This is a genomic window from Mycobacterium sp. OAE908 (genome assembly GCF_017872775.1).
In the GTDB taxonomy this organism is placed as follows: domain Bacteria; phylum Actinomycetota; class Actinomycetes; order Mycobacteriales; family Mycobacteriaceae; genus Mycobacterium.
Genome location: NZ_JAGGJL010000001.1, coordinates 2,466,922 through 2,484,025 on the forward strand (window position 1 = coordinate 2,466,922; position 17,104 = coordinate 2,484,025).

Below are 17,104 nucleotides of genomic sequence, written 5' to 3' on the forward strand. Positions count from 1 at the left end.
GTATGCGACTATGCTGAAGCAATGCCGAAGGCCGCCCGCGGGGCTCTGGAATCGGTGATCGCCGCCGACGTGCGGGCGATGACGGCCGAGTCGGATCAGATTGGGCGGCACTTCGCGGGCCGACATGAAGTGGCGGCCAACGATTTCCGCGCGCTGCTGCACATCATGGTCGCCGAGGCCGCTGGCGCTCCGCTGACCGCAGGCGATCTTCGGCACCAGATGGGCGTGTCGGGTGCGGCGATCACATATCTGGTGGAGCGGATGATCGCGTCCGGTCACGTCCGCCGCGAGTCCGATCCTGACGACAGGAGAAAGGTGATCCTGCGGGTGGCGGATCACGGCATGGACGTCGCCCGCGGCTTCTTCACTCCGCTCGCAGAGCACACCAGGCGTGCACTGGCAGGCATTCCCGACGCCGACCTGGCTGCCGCCCATCGCACCTTCACGGCGGTGATCGACGCGATGCGGGCGTTCCGCGCTGAGCTCGACGCTAGCCCCGGTTGAGCGTCGCCTCTTCCAAGTCGAGCCCGCGCAATACTTCCCGCAGCACTTCGTCGTCGATCCGGCCGTTGTCGCGTTCTGCGATGAACGCGGCACGTTCGGCCGCCAGCATCTCCAGTCGCAGCCGCCGAAACGCGGCCGCGGGGCTTTCGCCGATCTCGGCGGCGTCGCGGCCCAGTCGTTCCCACGCCGAGTTCCGACGCCGAGTGTTCCAGCCGCGCAACACATCTGCGGCCCGCTCATGCACATCGGAGACTTGTTCCTCGGCCAGCAGCTCGTCAAGCCGCTCGGCCGCCGCTCGTGCCGCCTTGTCTTGAGCGGCGGCCGCCGCGAGCGCATCGGTGCGGGCCTCGTCACCCTGCACGCCCAGCCGACGGATCAGCCACGGCAGCGTCAGACCGTGCAACAGCAGCGTGCCGATCACGACGACGAACGTGAGGAACACCAACTGCGGGCGACCTGGAAACGGCGCACCCGAAAGCGTCGTCAACGGAACGCCGAACGCCGCAGCAAGCGAAACCACTCCGCGCATGCCTGCCCACGCGACCACGAACACCTGGGCGGGTGTCGGTGCGGGTTCGCGTTCGCGGACGCCTGGGAACAGTGCTCGTGGCAGGTAGGCGAACACGAACATCCAGACGATCCGGACCACGATGACCGTCGCCAACACGGCTGCAGACGCGATTGCTATCACCGCGAAGGTGATGCCCTCCAATTCGCCCACCACCGCAGGTAATTGCAGGCCGATCATCAGGAACGCAAACGACTCGAGGATCAGCTGGAGGGCCTTCCACACCGCGTTGTCCTGCAACCGGGTGGCGTACCCGGCCCTGGTGGACTTCTGGCCGAGGATCAGTGCGGCGACGACGACCGCGAGCACACCCGAGCCGTGAATCTCCTCTGCGGCCAGGTAGATGATGAACGGCGCGACCAATCCCAGCGCGCTTTCCACCAACGGATCGTCGAGCCGCCACCGGATGAATGCGGTGAGCATGCCAAGCGCGAAACCCACCACCACGCCGCCTGCCGCGGCCAACGCGAACGTCTCCAACCCGCTTTGCCACGTCGCGGCCGTTCCGATCGCGGCAGCCAGTGACACCTTGTACGCGGTCAGCGCGGTGGCGTCGTTGAGCAGGCTCTCGCCGCCCAGCAGCGTCATGATCTGTCGGGGCAGCCCGAGCCTGCGCCCGACCGCGGTCGCGGACACCGCATCCGGCGGAGCGACGATCGCGCCAAGCGTGAGTGCAGCCGCAACCGTCAGCTCCGGCACGGTCTTGTAGGCCACGAAGCCGACCGCGAACGTCGTCGCCAGCGGCAGGCCTACCGCCAGCAGTCCGATCGGGCGGATGTTGCGCCGTAAACCGTGGTAGCTGCTTTCCAGCCCGGCCGACCACAGCAGCGGCGGCAGCAGCACGTAGAGCACCAGTTCGGGGTCCAGCTCGATCTGCTTGAAGCCGGGGATCAGCCCGCCCAGCAGGCCCGCGACCACCAGCGCCAGCGGTGCCGACACGTCGTAATGCCTGGCCACCGCGGCCAGCAGAACGGACACCACCAACACCGCTAGCAGTGAGGCACCCACTGCGACCTCCTATCCTTGGTCAACATGCTGAGGAGATCACGCCGGAACGACGCCGACGCCCCAGCGGTCGCCGATACATGCGAACACCTCGCCGCCGAGGCGCAATCCCAGGTCGAGCCGGAACCGCTGACACCGGGCAAATGCCAGGAGTGCGACGAGCTCGGTGAATCCACCTGGGCACACCTGCGGATGTGCCTGACGTGCGGGCATGTCGGATGCTGCGATTCCAGTCCACACCAACATGCGAGCGAACATTTTCATGCCACCGGTCATCCCGTGATGCGCTCGGTCGAGCCGGGGGAGGACTGGCGGTGGTGCTACATCGACGTCCGACTGGGCTGAGCATCTGGCAGGCTGGGACGCGCGATGAGTGAAACAACCGAAGAAGCTACCGGGCCGGAACCGGTTGTCTTACCTGATGGGCAAGACACCTCGACGGCTTCCCGCGGCTCGACCGTGATGCTGCTCGGCTCCGGCGAATTGAGCCGCGAGTTGGCCCTGGCGTTCCAGCGGCTCGGTGCTGACGTCATCGCCGTCGATCGTTACGCGGACGCTCCGGCCCACGGCGTCGCCGACCGTTCGGCCGTCGTCAAGATGAACGACGCCGAGGAGCTGACCGCGCTCATCGAGAAGGAGAAACCGCGCTACATCGTCGCCGAGTCGGGTCTGATCGCCGCCGACGCGCTGATCGCGGTCGCAGAAGGCGACGGCATCGAGGTGTTCCCGACGCCACGCAGCACGCGGCTGTCCATCGACCGGGAGGGCCTGCGCCGGCTGGCCGCCGACGAACTCGGTCTGCCGACCGCGCCGTTCTGGTTCGCCGGATCGGTCGAGGAGCTGACCGCGGTCGCCGAGCATGCGGGTTTTCCGCTGGTCGTCAAGCCGATCGCCGCGCCGCCAGGCGAGGGCCAGTCGGTGCTGGTGCGTGTCGACGACGTCGAGGCCGCCTGGCATCGCGCGATCGCTGCGGGCCGCATCCCGCACAGCAGAGTGATGGCCGAGACGGTCGTCGAGATCGACTTCGAGGTCACGTTGCTGACGGTGCGCACGTATGGTCCGTCGGGTCCCGCGGTGTCCTTCTGCGAGCCGATCGGGCACAACCTGACCGAGGGCGACGTGCTGGAGTCGTGGCAGCCGCAGCGGATGTCGCCTGCTGCCCTTGACGCGGCGAAGTCGATCGCGGCGCGCATCGTGAACTCGCTCGGCGGCCGCGGGGTGTTCGGCGTGGAGCTGCTGGTCCGCGGCGACGAGGTGTATTTCGCCGACGTGCGGCCGCGGCCCTACGACAGCGGCCTGGTCACCCTTCGCTCGCAACGACTTTCGCAGTTCGAGCTGCACGCCAGGGCGATCCTCGGGCTCGCGGTGGACACGATCATGATCTCGCCGGCAGCGGCGGAGGTCAGCTACGCCGGCGCCGAGTCGACCGCGACCAAGGAAATCGATCTCAGTGTGGTCGGCGAGGCCTTGGCCGTCGCCGAGAGCGACGTGCGGTTGTTCGATCGGCCCGATGAGACCGACGGCAGGCGACGGCTCGGCGTCGCGCTGGCCACGGCCCCCGATCCGATCGTCGCGCGCGACCGGGCCCGGCGGGTGTCGGCGGTTTTGCGCAAACTCTGGTGACCGACCCCGGCTCCGATCCCGACCGGCCGACGATGGCGCCGTTTCTGGGTGCGTTGGCAATCATTGCCCTCGTCGTGATCGCAATCGTGCTGTTCAACGTCTTCGGTGATGACGAACCGCCCGCCGGTCAGCAGGTGGGGCGGGCCGCGGTCGGCCAGAACGATGCGCTGCAACGGCAGAACTTCGCCGACTTCCGCACCTACACCTGCCGCGCGCAGCAGGGAGTGGAGGCCGATGTTCTTGCCCGCCAACGGGATTCGGTGGCCAAACGCGGCGAGCGGTTTGTCGACGACGTCACCGAGATCAAGGTCGACGGCGACCGTGCCACCGCGAAGGTGACCTATCATTTCGACAAGGCGCCGGACGCCAAAACCGGTGTTGGAATGACGTTTGTGCGCGAGGACGATGCATGGAAGGTCTGTTCGACCGGCCCCAGCTAGCTGTGCAAGACTTCCGATCGTGAGCTACGCGGGAGACATCACGCCTGAGGAGGCCTGGAAGCTGCTGAACGACAATCCCGACGCCGTGCTGGTCGACTGCCGCACGGATGCCGAGTGGCGGTTCGTCGGGGTGCCGGATCTGAGTTCATTGCAGCGCGACGTGGTGTACGTCGAGTGGAACCGCACCGACGGGAAGCACAATGACCACTTCGTCGAGGACCTGAAGTCCGCCGGGGTGACGCCGGGCGAGCGGCCCGTGGTGTTCCTGTGCCGGTCGGGCAACCGTTCGATCGGGGCCGCGGAGGCCGCGACCGAGGCGGGCATCGCGCCGTCCTACAACGTGCTCGACGGGTTCGAGGGCAACCTCGACGAGAACAAGCATCGCGGCGGCACCGGATGGAAAGCCGTCGGCCTGCCATGGAGACAATCTTGAGCACGAACGATCAGGTTCCCTCGGTCCGCAGGCCGGCCCAACTGCCCGACGGGGTCAGCCAGGCCACCATCGGTGTGCGCGGCGGCCTGTTGCGGTCGGGCTTCGAGGAGACCGCCGAGGCGCTGTACCTGACGTCGGGTTACGTGTATTCGTCGGCGGCCGAGGCGGAGAAGGCGTTCACCGGCGACATCGATCGCTACGTGTACTCCCGCTACGGGAACCCGACGATCTCGATGTTCGAGGAGCGGTTGCGGCTGATCGAGGGTGCGCCTGCCTGCTTCGCGACGGCGACAGGGATGGCGGCGGTGTTCACGTCTTTAGGGGCGTTACTGGCCGCGGGCGATCGGTTGGTGGCCGCACGCAGCCTGTTCGGGTCGTGCTTCGTGGTGTGCAGCGAGATCCTGCCGCGCTGGGGCGTGGAGACGGTGTTCGTCGACGGCGACGATCTGTCGCAGTGGGAAGAGGCGCTGTCCGTCCCAACCCAGGCCGTTTTCTTCGAGACGCCGTCGAACCCGATGCAGTCGCTGGTCGACATCGCCGCGGTAAGTGAAATGGCGCATGCGGCTGGCGCAAAAGTGGTGCTGGACAACGTCTTTGCCACACCGATTCTGCAGCAGGGTTTTCCGCTCGGGGTCGACGTCGTGGTGTATTCGGGCACCAAGCACATCGATGGGCAGGGCCGGGTTCTCGGCGGCGCGATCCTCGGCGACAAGCAGTACATCGACGAACCGGTGCAGAAGTTGATGCGGCACACGGGGCCCGCGTTGAGCCCGTTCAATGCGTGGACGCTGTTGAAGGGTTTGGAAACGCTGGCGGTTCGGGTCGAGCATCAGAACGCGTCGGCGCAGCGCGTCGCGGAGTTCCTGGAGAACCACCCGTCCGTCAGTTGGGTGAAGTATCCGTTCCTGGAGTCGCATCCGCAGTACGACCTGGCCAAGCGCCAGATGACCGGCGGCGGAACCGTTGTCACCTTTGAACTCAAGGGCGGTACGAAGGAGCGCGCGTTCGAGGTGCTCGACAAGCTGCAGATCGTCGACATCTCCAACAACCTCGGCGACTCCAAGTCGCTGATCACCCACCCGGCCACCACCACACATCGGGCGATGGGCCCCGAAGGCCGCGCCGCGATCGGACTCGGCGACGGCGTGGTGCGAATCTCGGTGGGGCTGGAGGGAACTGAAGACTTGATCAACGATCTCGATCGGGCTTTGAGTTAGGTGTCGCGGCGGTCCGAGTCCAAGAAAGCCCGCCGGAACAAGCGGCGGGCGTCCCGGGGCGCGGGTTGGGTGCCTGACACCGTCATGGCCGACCTGGTGGCCACCGAGGCCGCCATCGCCACCGATCTGGAAGAGTTCGATGCGCGAATCACCGAGCGCGGCTGGGCATTTGACGAGGACGAGTCTGACGAGGACTTCGTGTTCTGGCTCTATGAACCATCGGTCACCGACGTTGCTTCCGATGAACTGGCGCCCGTGACGACGATCTGGATGTCGGCGGCCGAGGACGCCGAGATCGTTCATCTGATGTTGGCCGGCGCCTCGGAATCAAGCGAGTTCAGGCCGGACGAGTTCTTCGGTCACGTCGAGGCGATCGAGGCTTACCGGGCTGGCGATCCGCGGTTGGAGTTCAACACCCCGTAGCGCCGCCTTGAGCGCAATGCGCAAAAGCCGTAAATCGCTTGTTACGCGGTTTGTGTGCACAAGCGAGCCATCGCGAGTGCGGACACATAGCTTGTTGGCACCCAAACGACCACGCCAACAGGAGAATTCAAATGACTGCCAACACGAATGCCGAACACGACTGCGCGGATCACGGCTGCCTGGCCGCGATGCTCGGCCTCGACCTCGATGACGCCACGGATCAACAGCCGTAGCGACAAAGTCGCTCAGAGCCGGGCAATGCGACTATCCCTTGTCCGAGCCCTCCACGACGCCCAGTGCCGCCTGGGCGCGCTGCTCGTAGTTCTGCCGCGCCGCGTGGTCGAACTCCAGGAACACGCTGTCCAGACCCAAACGTTTGTTGAGCCAACGCCTTCCGCGCGGACCAAGCATCTGGCACGCCTGCGCGGTGAACCGCAGTGCAGGCGGCACCGACACGTGCGTCTTCGGCTTCTCCAGCGTCTTGATCACCGCGGCGGCGATGTCTTCAGGCTCGACCGGCTTGATCGCGCCGCTGCTCTTGGTGCCCGAGATGAGTTCGGTTTTCGTGAACGGCGGCATCACCACCGACACCTCCACACCGTGGGGCGCCATCTCGTCGGCCAACGCGGCCGAAAGCCCGACCACGCCGAACTTCGCGCCCACATAGACCACCTGACCCGGCACCGGGATGAGTCCGGACAGCGATGCGATGTTGATGATGTGGCCGCGGCGGCGCGCGACCATGTCCGGCAGCGCCAACTGGCAACCGGTCAGCACCCCGTACAGGTTGACCTCGATCGAGGAGCGGATCGCCTGCTCGGACTGTTCGAGGAACGGCCCGATCGGCATCACCCCTGCGTTATTGATCAACACGTCGATGTGGCCACCGCCGTCGGTGCGCGCCTTGTCCAGGAACGTCGCGAAGGACTCCCGGTCGGTCACGTCCAGCGGGTAGCCCGACACCGGGCCCAGCTTGGTCAGGTCGGCGACCGCCGACTCCTGCAACGCAACGTCACGGTCGCCGATGACCACCCTGGCACCACGAGCCAGCAGCGCCTTGGCGGTGGCGTAGCCGATGCCGCGGGCGGCGCCGGTGATCGCGATGGTCTTGCCCTGGATGTTGTCCATGCGGCCAAACTTTACACGTGTCAAGTTTGTCTTGGAAGAGAGCTGTCGCGGGACCGTTGCCGAGCGCCGATCCACCGAATAAACAGCATGAACGACGCGATTAAGGCTGCCGCGATGGCTCCCGCGGCCAAACGCCAGAGCGCCCCGTCGGCTGTGTAGGCCTTATCGCCGTGGACCCGCACCTCTGCCGTCGCAAACATGGGGTAACCGCCGTGTCGTCCCTCGATCCCGCCCGTGTGGGACTGCCCGTCCACGCTCCAGTTGCCGGTGCACGCCTGGGGTCGCATCGCCCGAGAAAGTCCGGAGTGGCGGCCCGTCGAAGCACGTTGGACGTGGCAGTGGATGTCTGTCGCGGTCGTCGGCGTCCCGGTTTCATAGCGATACCAGTCATACGCGCCGGATCCGAGGTAGTAGAGCGGCCACGCCGCGAGCAGCAGAATGACCACCACGCGCCACATCATCAGCAAATGGTCGCACCGCTGCGGATATTTGGAATCAGTCTGAGCGAATCGGCCCTTCTGGAATGCGGCCCGGCGCGTCGCGTTAGACAGTTAAGTGATGTCCGTACCCGTCAATCAGCTGCGCTTCGTCGCGGTCGGTCAGGACGACCCGCTGGCCGAGCCACTGCTGGCTGAGCTGACGGTCGAGTACGCCAGCCGCTACGCCGTGGCGGAAGAAGATGTGTCGAAATGGCTGCGGGGCTACCCGGCCGACGAGTTCGCCGCGCCCGGCGGCGGCCTGCTCATCGGACTGCTCGGCGACACCCCCGTCACCGGCGGCGCTTTCTGCCGGTTCGACCCTGACACCGCCGAGTTGAAGCGCATCTGGACCGACAGCCGCTACCGCCGCCAGGGCCATGCCAAGAAACTGCTGGCCGAGCTCGAGGCCGAGATCGTCGCCCGCGGCTATCACCGCGTCTATCTGACGACGGGCGATCGACAGCCGGAGGCCGAGGCGCTGTACCTGTCCGCCGGATACACGCGACTGACCGAGCCGCTGCCCGCGGAGGGCGACGTTTTTCCGATCGCATTTGTGAAGGCATTGACATGACCGAGCAGCTACACCTCGCGGTCGCCCTCGACGGCTACGGCTGGCATCCCGAAGCATGGCGGCACACGCCGGACCTTCCGCCCGTGACCAGCGGCCGCTACTGGGCGGGTCTGGCCACGACCGCCGAACGCGGCCTGCTCGACTTCATCACGTTCGACGACGCGCTCACTGCCCAACGTCGGCGGCGTCCCGACATCGAACCGCGTTGGCTTGCCGGCCGCCCCGACGCCGTGCTCGTCGCAGCCAGAGTCGCGCCGGCAACCAAGCACATCGGCCTCATCCCCGTGGCCACCGTCACCCATACCGAACCGTTCCACGTCTCGAAAGCCATTGCCACCCTTGACTTTGTCTCCCACGGCAGGGCCGGCTGGCAGGTGCGGGTCAGTGGCACCGCGCACGAGGCCGAACTCTTCGGGCGGCGCGACATCGAAGGCGTCGACCTGTTCGACGAGGCCTCCGACGCCGTCGAGGTGGCCCGTCGACTCTGGGACAGCTGGGAGGACGACGCCATCATCCGCGACGTCGCCACCGGACGGTTCTTCGACCGCGACAAGCTGCACTACGTCGACTTCGCCGGCAAGTACTTCTCGGTCAAGGGCCCGTCGATCACCCCGCGCCCGCCGCAGGGACAGCCCGTGGTGTCGGCGCTCGCCCACGCGACACCCATCTACGAGTTCGCCTCGCGCAGTACCGATCTCGTCTTCATCACGCCGAAGGACGACGACTCGCTGCAAGCAATTCTGACCGAGGTCGCAGGCCTCAAGGTGTATGCCGACCTCTACGTCACGTTCGACGGGACGGCGGATGCCCGCTCCGACGCCTTGGTGTTCGACGGCACGCCAACCGAACTCGTCGACCTGATGCTGCACTGGCAACGATTCGGTGTCGATGGCATCAGGCTGCGGCCCGCAGTCAACGCCACCGACCTACCGATCATCGTCGACGAGGTGGTGTCGCTATTGCAACGGGCGGGCCGCTTCCGCACCGCATACACCGACGGCGAGACACTGCGGGCCAGGCTCGGACTGCCGGTCGCCGAAAATCGCTATGCGAGGTCGCGATGAGCGTTCCGCTGTCCATCCTCGACCTCGCGCCGATCAGCGAAGGCTGCGACGCGGCCACCGCGCTGCGCAACACCGTCGACCTGGCCCAGCACGCCGAGCAGTGGGGCTACAAGCGCTACTGGATCGCCGAACACCACTTCGTCGCGGTCGCCAGCTCACAGCCCGCGGTGCTGATCGGCCAGATCGCCGCCGCCACCAACAGGATTCGTGTCGGTGCGGCCGCGGTCCAGCTCGGGCAGACCACCGCCGTCGCTGTCGTCGAGAGCTTCGGCATGCTGGAGGCGTTTCACCCCGGCCGCATCGACCTCGGCGTCGGCCGGTCCGGTCAACGGCGCCGCGAAGCGATCAAGGAGGGCGAGCAGAAGCCGAAGAAGCCGCCGCGAACCGAATGGCTCGACGTCGGCGGCGTGATCGTCCCGCCGCCGTTCGACATGACCATCCTGATGCGCAATCCGAGGCTGCGGGCCAAGATGTCGGTGCTGCAACAACCCGAGGCCGTCTCGCCGGACTTCGCCGACCAGGTCAACGACATCCTCGCGATGCTCGACGGCAGCTACGAGATCGACGGCGTCGACGCGCATGCGACGCCCGGCGAGCACGCGGGCCTCACCCCGTGGGTGTTCGGCAGTAGCAAGGGCCAAAGTGCACGGGTGGCTGCGGCCCGCGGCCTGCCCTTCGTCGCGAGCTATCACATCACCCCGGCCACCGCCCTCGACGCGATCGACGTCTATCGCGCACACTTCCAGCCGTCCGATGCGCTCGCCGAACCGTACGTCGTGGTGTCGGCCGACATAGTGGTGGCCGACGACACCGCGACAGCACAATATCTCGCCTCCAGCTACGGCCACTGGGTGTACTCGATCCGCGCGGGCGACGGCGCCGCACCGTATCCGAATCCCGACCATGTCGAGCCGCTGACCGATGAGCAGCTGGCACTCGTAAAAGACCGCACCGCAACCCAATTCGTCGGTGATCCCGACGAGGTCGCCGACAAGCTCGAGACCCTGCAGCGCGTCACAGCCGCAGACGAGGTCGTCGTCACCTCCGTCACGCACCGTCACGCTGACCGGCTGCGCTCACACGAACTGATCGCCAAGCGTTGGGGAATCTGAACCATGGCCATTCGAGAAGGCAAAGACCGTAAGCAAATTCACCTGGCTGCGCATTTCCCCGGCGTCAACAACACCACCGTGTGGTCGGACCCCGACTCCGGCAGCCAAATCGAATTCGACTCGTTCGTCCATATGGCGCGGACCGCTGAGCGGGGACTGTTCGACTTCTTCTTCCTCGCCGAGGGGCTGCGGCTACGTGAGCACCGCGGGCGAATTCACGATTTGGACGTCGTCGGCAGGCCCGACACTTTCACGGTGCTCGCGGCGCTGGCCGCCGTCACCGACTACCTCGGGCTGACGGGGACCATCAATACGACGTTCAACGAACCGTTCGAGGTGGCAAGGCAATTCGCGACTCTGGACCATCTCTCCGACGGTCGCGCTGGTTGGAACGTGGTCACCTCGTCGGACGCCTTCACCGGAGAGAACTTCCGGCGCGGCGGATTCCTCGACCACTCCGAGCGCTACAAGCGGGCCGAGGAGTTCGTCACCGTCGCCCGCGAGTTCTGGGACAGCTGGGCACCTGATGCTGTGCTCGCGGACCGGGAGAACGGAGTCTATGTCGAGCCCAACCGGATTCGCGTCGTCGAACACCGCGGACCGCAGTTCGATGTCCGCGGTGTCAGCACGCTGCCGCGCGCTCCGCAGGGCCATCCCGTGCTGCTGCAAGCCGGTGACAGCGGCGATGGCCGGGCGTTCCTGGCCAAATACGCCGATGCGGCGTTCACGCTGCATTCGTCGCTCGAAGCCGGCCAGCAATACTATGCCGACGTCAAGTCCCGCGCCGCATCGTATGGTCGAGATCCGAACCAGCTCAAGGTCTTTCCGGCCGCGACATTCGTCCTCGGGGACACCGCGGATGAGGCCGTCGAGAAGGCGCGCCACATCCGCCAACAGCAAGTGGGCCCGCAGACGGCGATTGCCATGCTCGAGCAGGTGTGGCAGCGGGACCTGTCCGCGTACGACCCCGATGGCCCGTTACCGGACGTCGAACCGGCCGACGACCCGACCGTCACGCAGGGCAGGGTCCGCCACGGCGACCCGAAGGCCATTGCCGCGGCATGGCGGGAACGCGCCGAGACCGACAACCTGTCCATCCGCGAACTGGTCATTGCCGTCACCAGCAGGCAGCAGTTCGTGGGCACACCGACGCAGGTGGCCGACGAGATCGATCTGCATGTGCAGTCCGACGCGTGCGACGGCTTCATCCTGGTGCCCCACCTGACTCCGCACGGACTCGATGACTTCGTCGACCGCGTCGTGCCCCTGCTGCAGGAGCGCGGCAGTTTCCGAACCGAGTACAACGGGCATACCCTGCGGGATCACCTGGGCCTATAGGCTGGCTCGTGGTGTCGTGGACACCGGGGGTGCATGTGTCGATTTCTCAGGCGACGGTGGGCTGGCTGCTTCTTGGCGCCGCCGCACTGACGTTTGTGTTCGGCTTCGCGTCGCGCACGTTCATCGGCCGCAGACGCGACACCAAAGCCGTGCGCGGTCTGGTGCACACGTTCCGCAGGACCGGGGTGGCGCGGGTGCTGTTCGGGCGCTTTGAAGGCGATGTGCTCGACGACGACGAACTCGACAGCATGATCCTGATGCCGACGATCGTCATCGGCTGCGGACTGTGCTTGACCGCGATCTTCCTGCTCGGCTACGAGGTGCTCACCTGAGGCGCTCGGCTCAGTAGTGGCGATTGTCGGGCAGTGCAAGGGCCAGGTATCTGCCGTCCAGGCGAACCATCAGGTCGAGGTCGAGAAACCGGCGTAGCCCGGCGTCCAGCAGGTCGGCGCTGCAATCGAGCGCCTGAAGCAGTTCCTCGGAGGTTCGGGCGTCGGTGCAGGCTTCGTAGATCGCGGCTTCGGCGTCGTCGAAGCGGTACCGCCGATAGGCGTCGCTGCGACCGTCGTGAATGGTCAGCGACTCCCACGTCTTCACCATGCGCAGGTACGGCTTGGGCGTGCGCCGCCACCGGCGCTTCCAGTCCGCTACCAGCTTGTGGCATTCGGCGTATGACTCAGGGGCGAGTCCGCGGTCGGTGTCGTGTTCGAAGAAGTACGCCACTCGACTCAGGTCGTATTCCGGCGGATAGATGTGGCGATAGCAGCGCGCGGGCCGCAGCCCGTACACCTCGTGCTGCTCGGGTTGGTCGAACATCGGCGAGCCGCGGTCGGGCCGGGCTCTGGCGATCGCGTACGGCGGCTGAAGATGCGGGATCTTGCGCAGAATGTCGGCTTGGGCGCGGTAGTCGTCGACGGTCTCGCCGGGGAATCCGTAAAGGATGTTGTACAGGTTGTTCATTCGGTAGTAGGTCGTCCACTTGAGCAATTCGAGATTGCCGACGCCCGTGACGTTCTTGTGCATCGCGGTCAGCACGTTGGTGCTGAAGCTTTCGATACCCGGCTGCACCGAGAACAGGCCGCCACGGCGCAGGTCGCGCAACTGCGCTCGGGACAACTTCGGCCGGATCTCGTAGTGCAGGCGCACGTCACTGTGCGCGTCGGCGAGCCGACCGAAAAGCCTCGAGATGTATGCGGGCGCCATGATGTTGTCGATCGCGTTGAAGTCGCGTACGCCGTATCGCGACGACAACGCCTTGAGCAGTCGCAGCACCCCTTCGGGTTTCATGCTCCTGAACTCCATGCCTGCCCGGTTGAGTCCGCAGAACGTGCAGTGGTTCTTCATCCCGTACCAGCAACCGCGCGCCGTCTCGATCGGCAGCATGACCTTCTTACGGCCGGGAGAGCGTTCGTAACCCGTGCTGCGCCTGGCGTGAAAGTACTCGTCGAAGTTGGGAATGGGATTGCCGTCCAGCGCGGTGAAATTCGGTGCGCGGCCCTCGTATTGCACCGTGTCGTGCTGGCGCCACATCATGCCCGCCACGCCATGCATCCCGGCACGAGAGTAGATCCGCCCGATCACCTCGGGGAGGGACTGATCCGCATCGCCGCAGTGGATGTAGTCCACCTGCGGATTGTTGAGGAGGATTTCACCGGCGATGTCGTCTTCGAAAGTCGCGCCGCCGAAGATGATCGGGATGTCGGGATGTCGCCGCTTGATGGCTTTGGCCAGCGCGAGGGATGCGAGCATCTGCTGGAATACCACGCTGAAACCAACCGCCCCGTAACGGGTCCAATCGATTTCGGACACGATGTGTTCGACGAACTCCTCGGCCTTCGTCTGATGCAGAGCGACGATGTCGCCGACGTCGGCGCCCGCCCGCCCGGCGATCGCCGCAAGATCGGGGCCGGACTCGTCGAGATATCCGTCCACATCGAGAGACTGGCCGAACGCGGCCTTCGACCAGATCCACTCGCCGGCCATGCAGCCGGACACCTCGGAGAGCGCTTCGTTCAAACCCCAGCCCACGAACTCGCCGAAGCGAAGGAACAACGACATCGGTTCGACTTCGAAACCTGCCCGCTCGATCAGCGGTTTGAGCAAGGCCAACTGGAACGAGGGAAACCGCGCCGCCAACGTGGGCGCGCTGATCAGTGCCATCGGTTTCATCGAGACCACCCGTATGGTGCGGTGTCCAGACTGCCGAGCACCGCCGACAGGGCGTGGTGCACATAGTCGGTGCGAATGTCGCTGGAAGTCAGCGACATTCGGATGCCGCCCCGCGCCCAGCCGGGATTGGGCAGAACAGCGCGGTGAGCATCCAGATACACCAGCCGGCCGAGAAAGCCGATGCCGGCGGACAGGGCAGCGGCATAACGGGTTTCGCGATCGCTGTGGCCGAAATGGTGAGCGGCGGCGCGCACTGCGGCCACAGCCTCCAGATACAAGGCGGTGGTGGCGCCGGGAGTATCGGCCTGGTGGTCGTTGAGGAACGCCCCGGAGCGCACCGACTGGAACCCGAGAGCCCAGTCGGCGATCTCGTATGCGTCCGAGAGCGTCGAGGGGTCGTCCAGCGCGACGGCCCACCACGAAAAGGCCTGCGTCAACCAGGTGACCGCGCCCCACGAGTGGTTCTGACGAAACCTCATCCGGTAATACCTGAACGCCCGCCGCAGGTCGGGTTCGCGGATGTCGGTCATCTCCCGCTGAGCGGCTGCGGCCAACGCCATCAGCACTTGCCCTGGCGCGTAATCCTGGTCGCGGTCGTGCCCGCCGTCGCGATGGGTCGCTATCCTGCCGTGGATGTCGATGGCCGACCACAGCATGTCGATGGTGTTGTCGCCGGCATGGATGTCCGAATGCAGCTGCGCCAGAACGGTAAAGGCCACCGTAGCGATGGAAGGGGGATGGTCCTCGACCTCCGACGAGCCACCAGTGGCGGTGAGCCGGTCCAGATCCTCGGCGCACTGGGTGGCCAGTCCGGCCCGCGCCTTCACCCACGCGCCGTAGGCGAGCCTCGCGGGAAGCACACCGGTCCGAAGCCGGTCGGCGAACACCTGGTAGCGGTTCACCGGCGGTTCTGTCGACGTGTGAACGCGCAGGGTGTATTCCGTCAGCAGCTCACGCAACCGGTTGGCTGTGCCGGGTTCTGGGTCCCGCACCGCGGGCAGCCCATCAACGATCGGGCGCTCACCGTCGCGGTCGGCGATCCACGTCGCGCAGTCATACCGCGTCCAGTGATAGGGCGCCCGGGTGATGCCCGCCTTGTCGATGACCTCGTCGACGTACTGTCGGCGCGTCCAGCTTCGCATCATGGCGACGCCGGGTAGCAGAAAACCGTCGCGCGTGCCCTGGCGGACGCGAAGCGCCTGCTCCCCGAAGCGAATCGGATGCGTCACCCAATCCGGCGAAGCCGCTCCGATCTCGACGGCATTGGCCAGCAGCGAGACGCCCACCGCAATCTCGGCATCGGGAGAAGGTTCGCCGAAGCGGCTGTCGTGAAGAGCTGCTTCAGCCAGGGCGGGCACCTTCGCCGCGAGGTCACCGCTGTAACTGCCGGTGCACCCGACGATCTTGCCGTCGGCATAGACGGTCACGAACAGCCCGATGATGTGATCAGGCAGCTCAACGGATTCCGATGGCGCAGAGGTATCGACGATGTGTAGACGCGCGCCGCGGGCAAGCACCCGGGCCGCGTGCTCAGGCCACGCCGTGCGGGGAGAGTCCGGGGCTCCGGTCGGCTGCCATGTGACGCCGGGCTCGACCGCCTTGCGGACATCGTGCCGGTACAGCCGGTAAGGCTCGAGCGGCTCAAGTTTGGCATTGCGACGTGCAGCATGCCAGAACTGTTGCCACTCGTTGGCGATGCCCGGCATCCGGGGCAGCGCCCCACCCATGGTCGCGTCGCGGTCAGCGCTGCGCACCACGATGCCGTAGCGTTCGTTGTCGAGTTCACCGACCGTGCACTGCTCGAGTGCGGTGAAGAATGTCACCGCGATAGCGCACTCGTCCAGAACCTCTTGCGCGTCATCATGTTTCGCTTGGAGTTGCCTGGCGGTGCGCACGGCTGCCAACACCACGTCGCGGGGCGCCCCGTTGCCGGCCTCACCTGGGAAATGCCAGAAGCCGTCGCGCGCGGGACGACGGTTGATCGCGGTTCGGCGGCGAAGGCTCACCCAGCAGCCACCGGCCGCGTCATAGTCGTCGTCGAGGCTGGCAGGACCGTCAAGCACTCGGCCGGAACGGAGATATTCGGCGATGACCGCGCGCGCCAGCGCCGCCGGATGCAGTCCCTCCGCTGCGGGCACGCCGGTAGCCGTCAATGGACCGAACATCTTGGTCGGGTTGGCGAGTCGAGGTGGCTCGCCGTCCATCTGGCGGATGAAATCGGCGTCGATGTCGAAGACCGTCGCCATCCGCAGGCCGCGGCGTATCAACAGTGCGGTGCCTTGCAGGTAGCGGAAGCGGACGAGAGTGACGCCGCCCTCGACATGAAAACCCGCTTGTTCGAGAGTATTTGCGCAATTCCACATCGAAAGCCCGGAACTGACCGAGTCGTCGACGATGACCACCGGCTCAGCCGGATCCAGTTCGCCTTCGATGACCTTCAAGGACCCGTGCTTCTTGGGCTCCTTGCGAATCAGCGCACCGCGGTAACGACCGTCGCCGAGTACCAGGCAGCTTTGCATCAGCGGAATTCCGGTGAGCCCGTAGGTGGCGAGCTGGCGACCTTCGAACGACTCGAGTTCGGCCAGCAGACATCGGGCCGCCAAGCTCGCGCCTTCTGGAGTCAGCGTCACATTGAGCGAGTCCAGCATCCAGCGCGCTGGGGTACCGTCTCGGCTGAGGACGGGCTGTGTGGCCGTCCGGTGCAGAATACCCTTGGTGCGCAACAACTTCAGCAGCTGCTGGCGGTCCTCGTCAGACACTAGTGCGGATCGATGAACGGATCCGGCCCCGAGTCGGGAGCGACCTCCGGGTACCCGGTCTCCGCGACTTCCGGCGCTACCTCCGGATACTCGGTTTCGCTTATCTCGGGCGCGACTTCGGGATATTCGGTTTCGCTGATCTCGGGCGCAACTTCGGGGTGCTCGGTCTCGCTGATTTCGGGAGCGATCTCCGGAGCACCCGGGTCGATGACTTCGGGTGCGATCTCTGGGTGTTGGGGCTCGGTCTCGCTGATTTCGGGTGCGATCCGGG

17 protein-coding genes and 1 pseudogene are annotated in these 17,104 nt (G+C 66.0%); 12 read left to right on the plus strand and 6 right to left on the minus strand.

Annotation, left to right across the window (positions count from 1 at the left end; all coding sequences use genetic code 11):
• Positions 1-21 precede the first annotated feature (21 nt).
• Positions 22-504, plus strand: coding sequence for a winged helix-turn-helix transcriptional regulator (locus J3E61_RS12040; protein ID WP_210083696.1), 483 nt, complete (start codon positions 22-24; stop codon positions 502-504).
• Here the strand turns inward: J3E61_RS12040 and J3E61_RS12045 are convergent.
• Positions 491-2,080 (minus strand): Na+/H+ antiporter, encoded by a 1,590-nt coding sequence (locus J3E61_RS12045; RefSeq protein WP_192725662.1) that lies wholly within the window; start codon positions 2,078-2,080, stop codon positions 491-493. The two genes, J3E61_RS12040 and J3E61_RS12045, sit on opposite strands and share 14 nt — an antisense overlap.
• 24 nt (positions 2,081-2,104) lie before the next feature.
• Here J3E61_RS12045 and J3E61_RS12050 point away from each other — a divergent pair, with 24 nt between their 5' ends.
• From J3E61_RS12050 to J3E61_RS12075, 6 genes are read left to right on the plus strand one after another with little or no spacing between them, the layout of a single operon-like run.
• Positions 2,105-2,422 carry a UBP-type zinc finger domain-containing protein gene (locus J3E61_RS12050; RefSeq protein WP_192725661.1) on the plus strand — a complete coding sequence of 106 codons (318 nt, stop codon included), beginning with the start codon at positions 2,105-2,107 and terminating at the stop codon, positions 2,420-2,422.
• Positions 2,423-2,446: 24 nt separating this feature from the next.
• A complete protein-coding gene (gene purT / locus J3E61_RS12055; RefSeq protein WP_210083697.1) occupies positions 2,447-3,700 on the plus strand; it encodes a formate-dependent phosphoribosylglycinamide formyltransferase in 1,254 nt (417 codons plus the stop codon).
• Between the two features lie 32 nt (positions 3,701-3,732).
• Complete coding sequence (locus tag J3E61_RS12060) at positions 3,733-4,140, plus strand: lumazine-binding protein (protein WP_210085524.1); 408 nt, start codon at positions 3,733-3,735, stop codon at positions 4,138-4,140.
• 19 nt (positions 4,141-4,159) lie between these two features.
• Positions 4,160-4,573, plus strand: coding sequence for a rhodanese-like domain-containing protein (locus J3E61_RS12065; RefSeq protein WP_192725659.1), 414 nt, complete (start codon positions 4,160-4,162; stop codon positions 4,571-4,573).
• Positions 4,558-5,790 (plus strand): O-succinylhomoserine sulfhydrylase, encoded by a 1,233-nt coding sequence (locus tag J3E61_RS12070; RefSeq protein WP_210083698.1) that lies wholly within the window; start codon positions 4,558-4,560, stop codon positions 5,788-5,790. The genes J3E61_RS12065 and J3E61_RS12070 overlap by 16 nt, the downstream gene beginning before the upstream one ends.
• The gene (locus J3E61_RS12075) at positions 5,791-6,213 is read left to right on the plus strand and encodes a hypothetical protein (protein ID WP_210083699.1); all 423 of its coding nucleotides are present in this window, start codon (positions 5,791-5,793) and stop codon (positions 6,211-6,213) included. It abuts the gene before it with no gap.
• 264 nt (positions 6,214-6,477) lie between these two features.
• On the opposite strand, the gene J3E61_RS12080 is transcribed toward J3E61_RS12075, so the two are convergent.
• Both J3E61_RS12080 and J3E61_RS12085 read right to left on the minus strand, forming a co-directional pair.
• Positions 6,478-7,341 carry an SDR family oxidoreductase gene (locus J3E61_RS12080; protein WP_210083700.1) on the minus strand — a complete coding sequence of 288 codons (864 nt, stop codon included), beginning with the start codon at positions 7,339-7,341 and terminating at the stop codon, positions 6,478-6,480.
• Positions 7,342-7,361: 20 nt separating this feature from the next.
• Entirely contained in the window at positions 7,362-7,802 is a 441-nt protein-coding gene (locus tag J3E61_RS12085) for a hypothetical protein (RefSeq protein ID WP_210083701.1), read from the minus strand.
• 97 nt (positions 7,803-7,899) lie between these two features.
• On the opposite strand from J3E61_RS12085, the gene J3E61_RS12090 reads away from it, so the two are divergent.
• Genes J3E61_RS12090 through J3E61_RS12110 form a run of 5 tightly spaced genes read left to right on the plus strand, consistent with a single transcriptional unit; the run spans position 7,900 to position 12,237 of the window.
• Entirely contained in the window at positions 7,900-8,391 is a 492-nt protein-coding gene (locus J3E61_RS12090) for a GNAT family N-acetyltransferase (RefSeq protein WP_210083702.1), read from the plus strand.
• The gene (locus J3E61_RS12095; protein WP_210083703.1) at positions 8,388-9,455 is read left to right on the plus strand and encodes an LLM class flavin-dependent oxidoreductase; all 1,068 of its coding nucleotides are present in this window, start codon (positions 8,388-8,390) and stop codon (positions 9,453-9,455) included. The genes J3E61_RS12090 and J3E61_RS12095 overlap by 4 nt, the downstream gene beginning before the upstream one ends.
• Positions 9,452-10,567, plus strand: a complete 1,116-nt coding sequence (locus tag J3E61_RS12100) for an LLM class flavin-dependent oxidoreductase (RefSeq protein ID WP_210083704.1) — start codon at positions 9,452-9,454, stop codon at positions 10,565-10,567. Before J3E61_RS12095 ends, J3E61_RS12100 begins: the two co-directional genes overlap by 4 nt.
• Before the next feature lie 3 nt (positions 10,568-10,570).
• On the plus strand, positions 10,571-11,905 hold the full coding sequence (locus tag J3E61_RS12105; protein WP_210083705.1) for an NtaA/DmoA family FMN-dependent monooxygenase: 1,335 nt from the start codon (positions 10,571-10,573) through the stop codon (positions 11,903-11,905).
• Between the two features lie 35 nt (positions 11,906-11,940).
• Positions 11,941-12,237, plus strand: a complete 297-nt coding sequence (locus J3E61_RS12110; RefSeq protein WP_192725948.1) for a hypothetical protein — start codon at positions 11,941-11,943, stop codon at positions 12,235-12,237.
• 10 nt (positions 12,238-12,247) lie between these two features.
• On the opposite strand, the gene J3E61_RS12115 is transcribed toward J3E61_RS12110, so the two are convergent.
• The 3 genes and pseudogenes from J3E61_RS12115 to J3E61_RS12125 form a co-directional block, all read right to left on the minus strand.
• Positions 12,248-14,074 (minus strand): RiPP maturation radical SAM C-methyltransferase, encoded by a 1,827-nt coding sequence (locus J3E61_RS12115; protein WP_210083706.1) that lies wholly within the window; start codon positions 14,072-14,074, stop codon positions 12,248-12,250.
• Positions 14,071-16,833 (minus strand): AMMECR1 domain-containing protein, encoded by a 2,763-nt coding sequence (locus tag J3E61_RS12120; protein WP_210083707.1) that lies wholly within the window; start codon positions 16,831-16,833, stop codon positions 14,071-14,073. The genes J3E61_RS12115 and J3E61_RS12120 overlap by 4 nt, the downstream gene beginning before the upstream one ends.
• A pseudogene (locus tag J3E61_RS12125) lies at positions 16,833-17,104 on the minus strand (hypothetical protein); the annotation flags it as partial. The pseudogene J3E61_RS12125 and the gene J3E61_RS12120, both read right to left, overlap by 1 nt.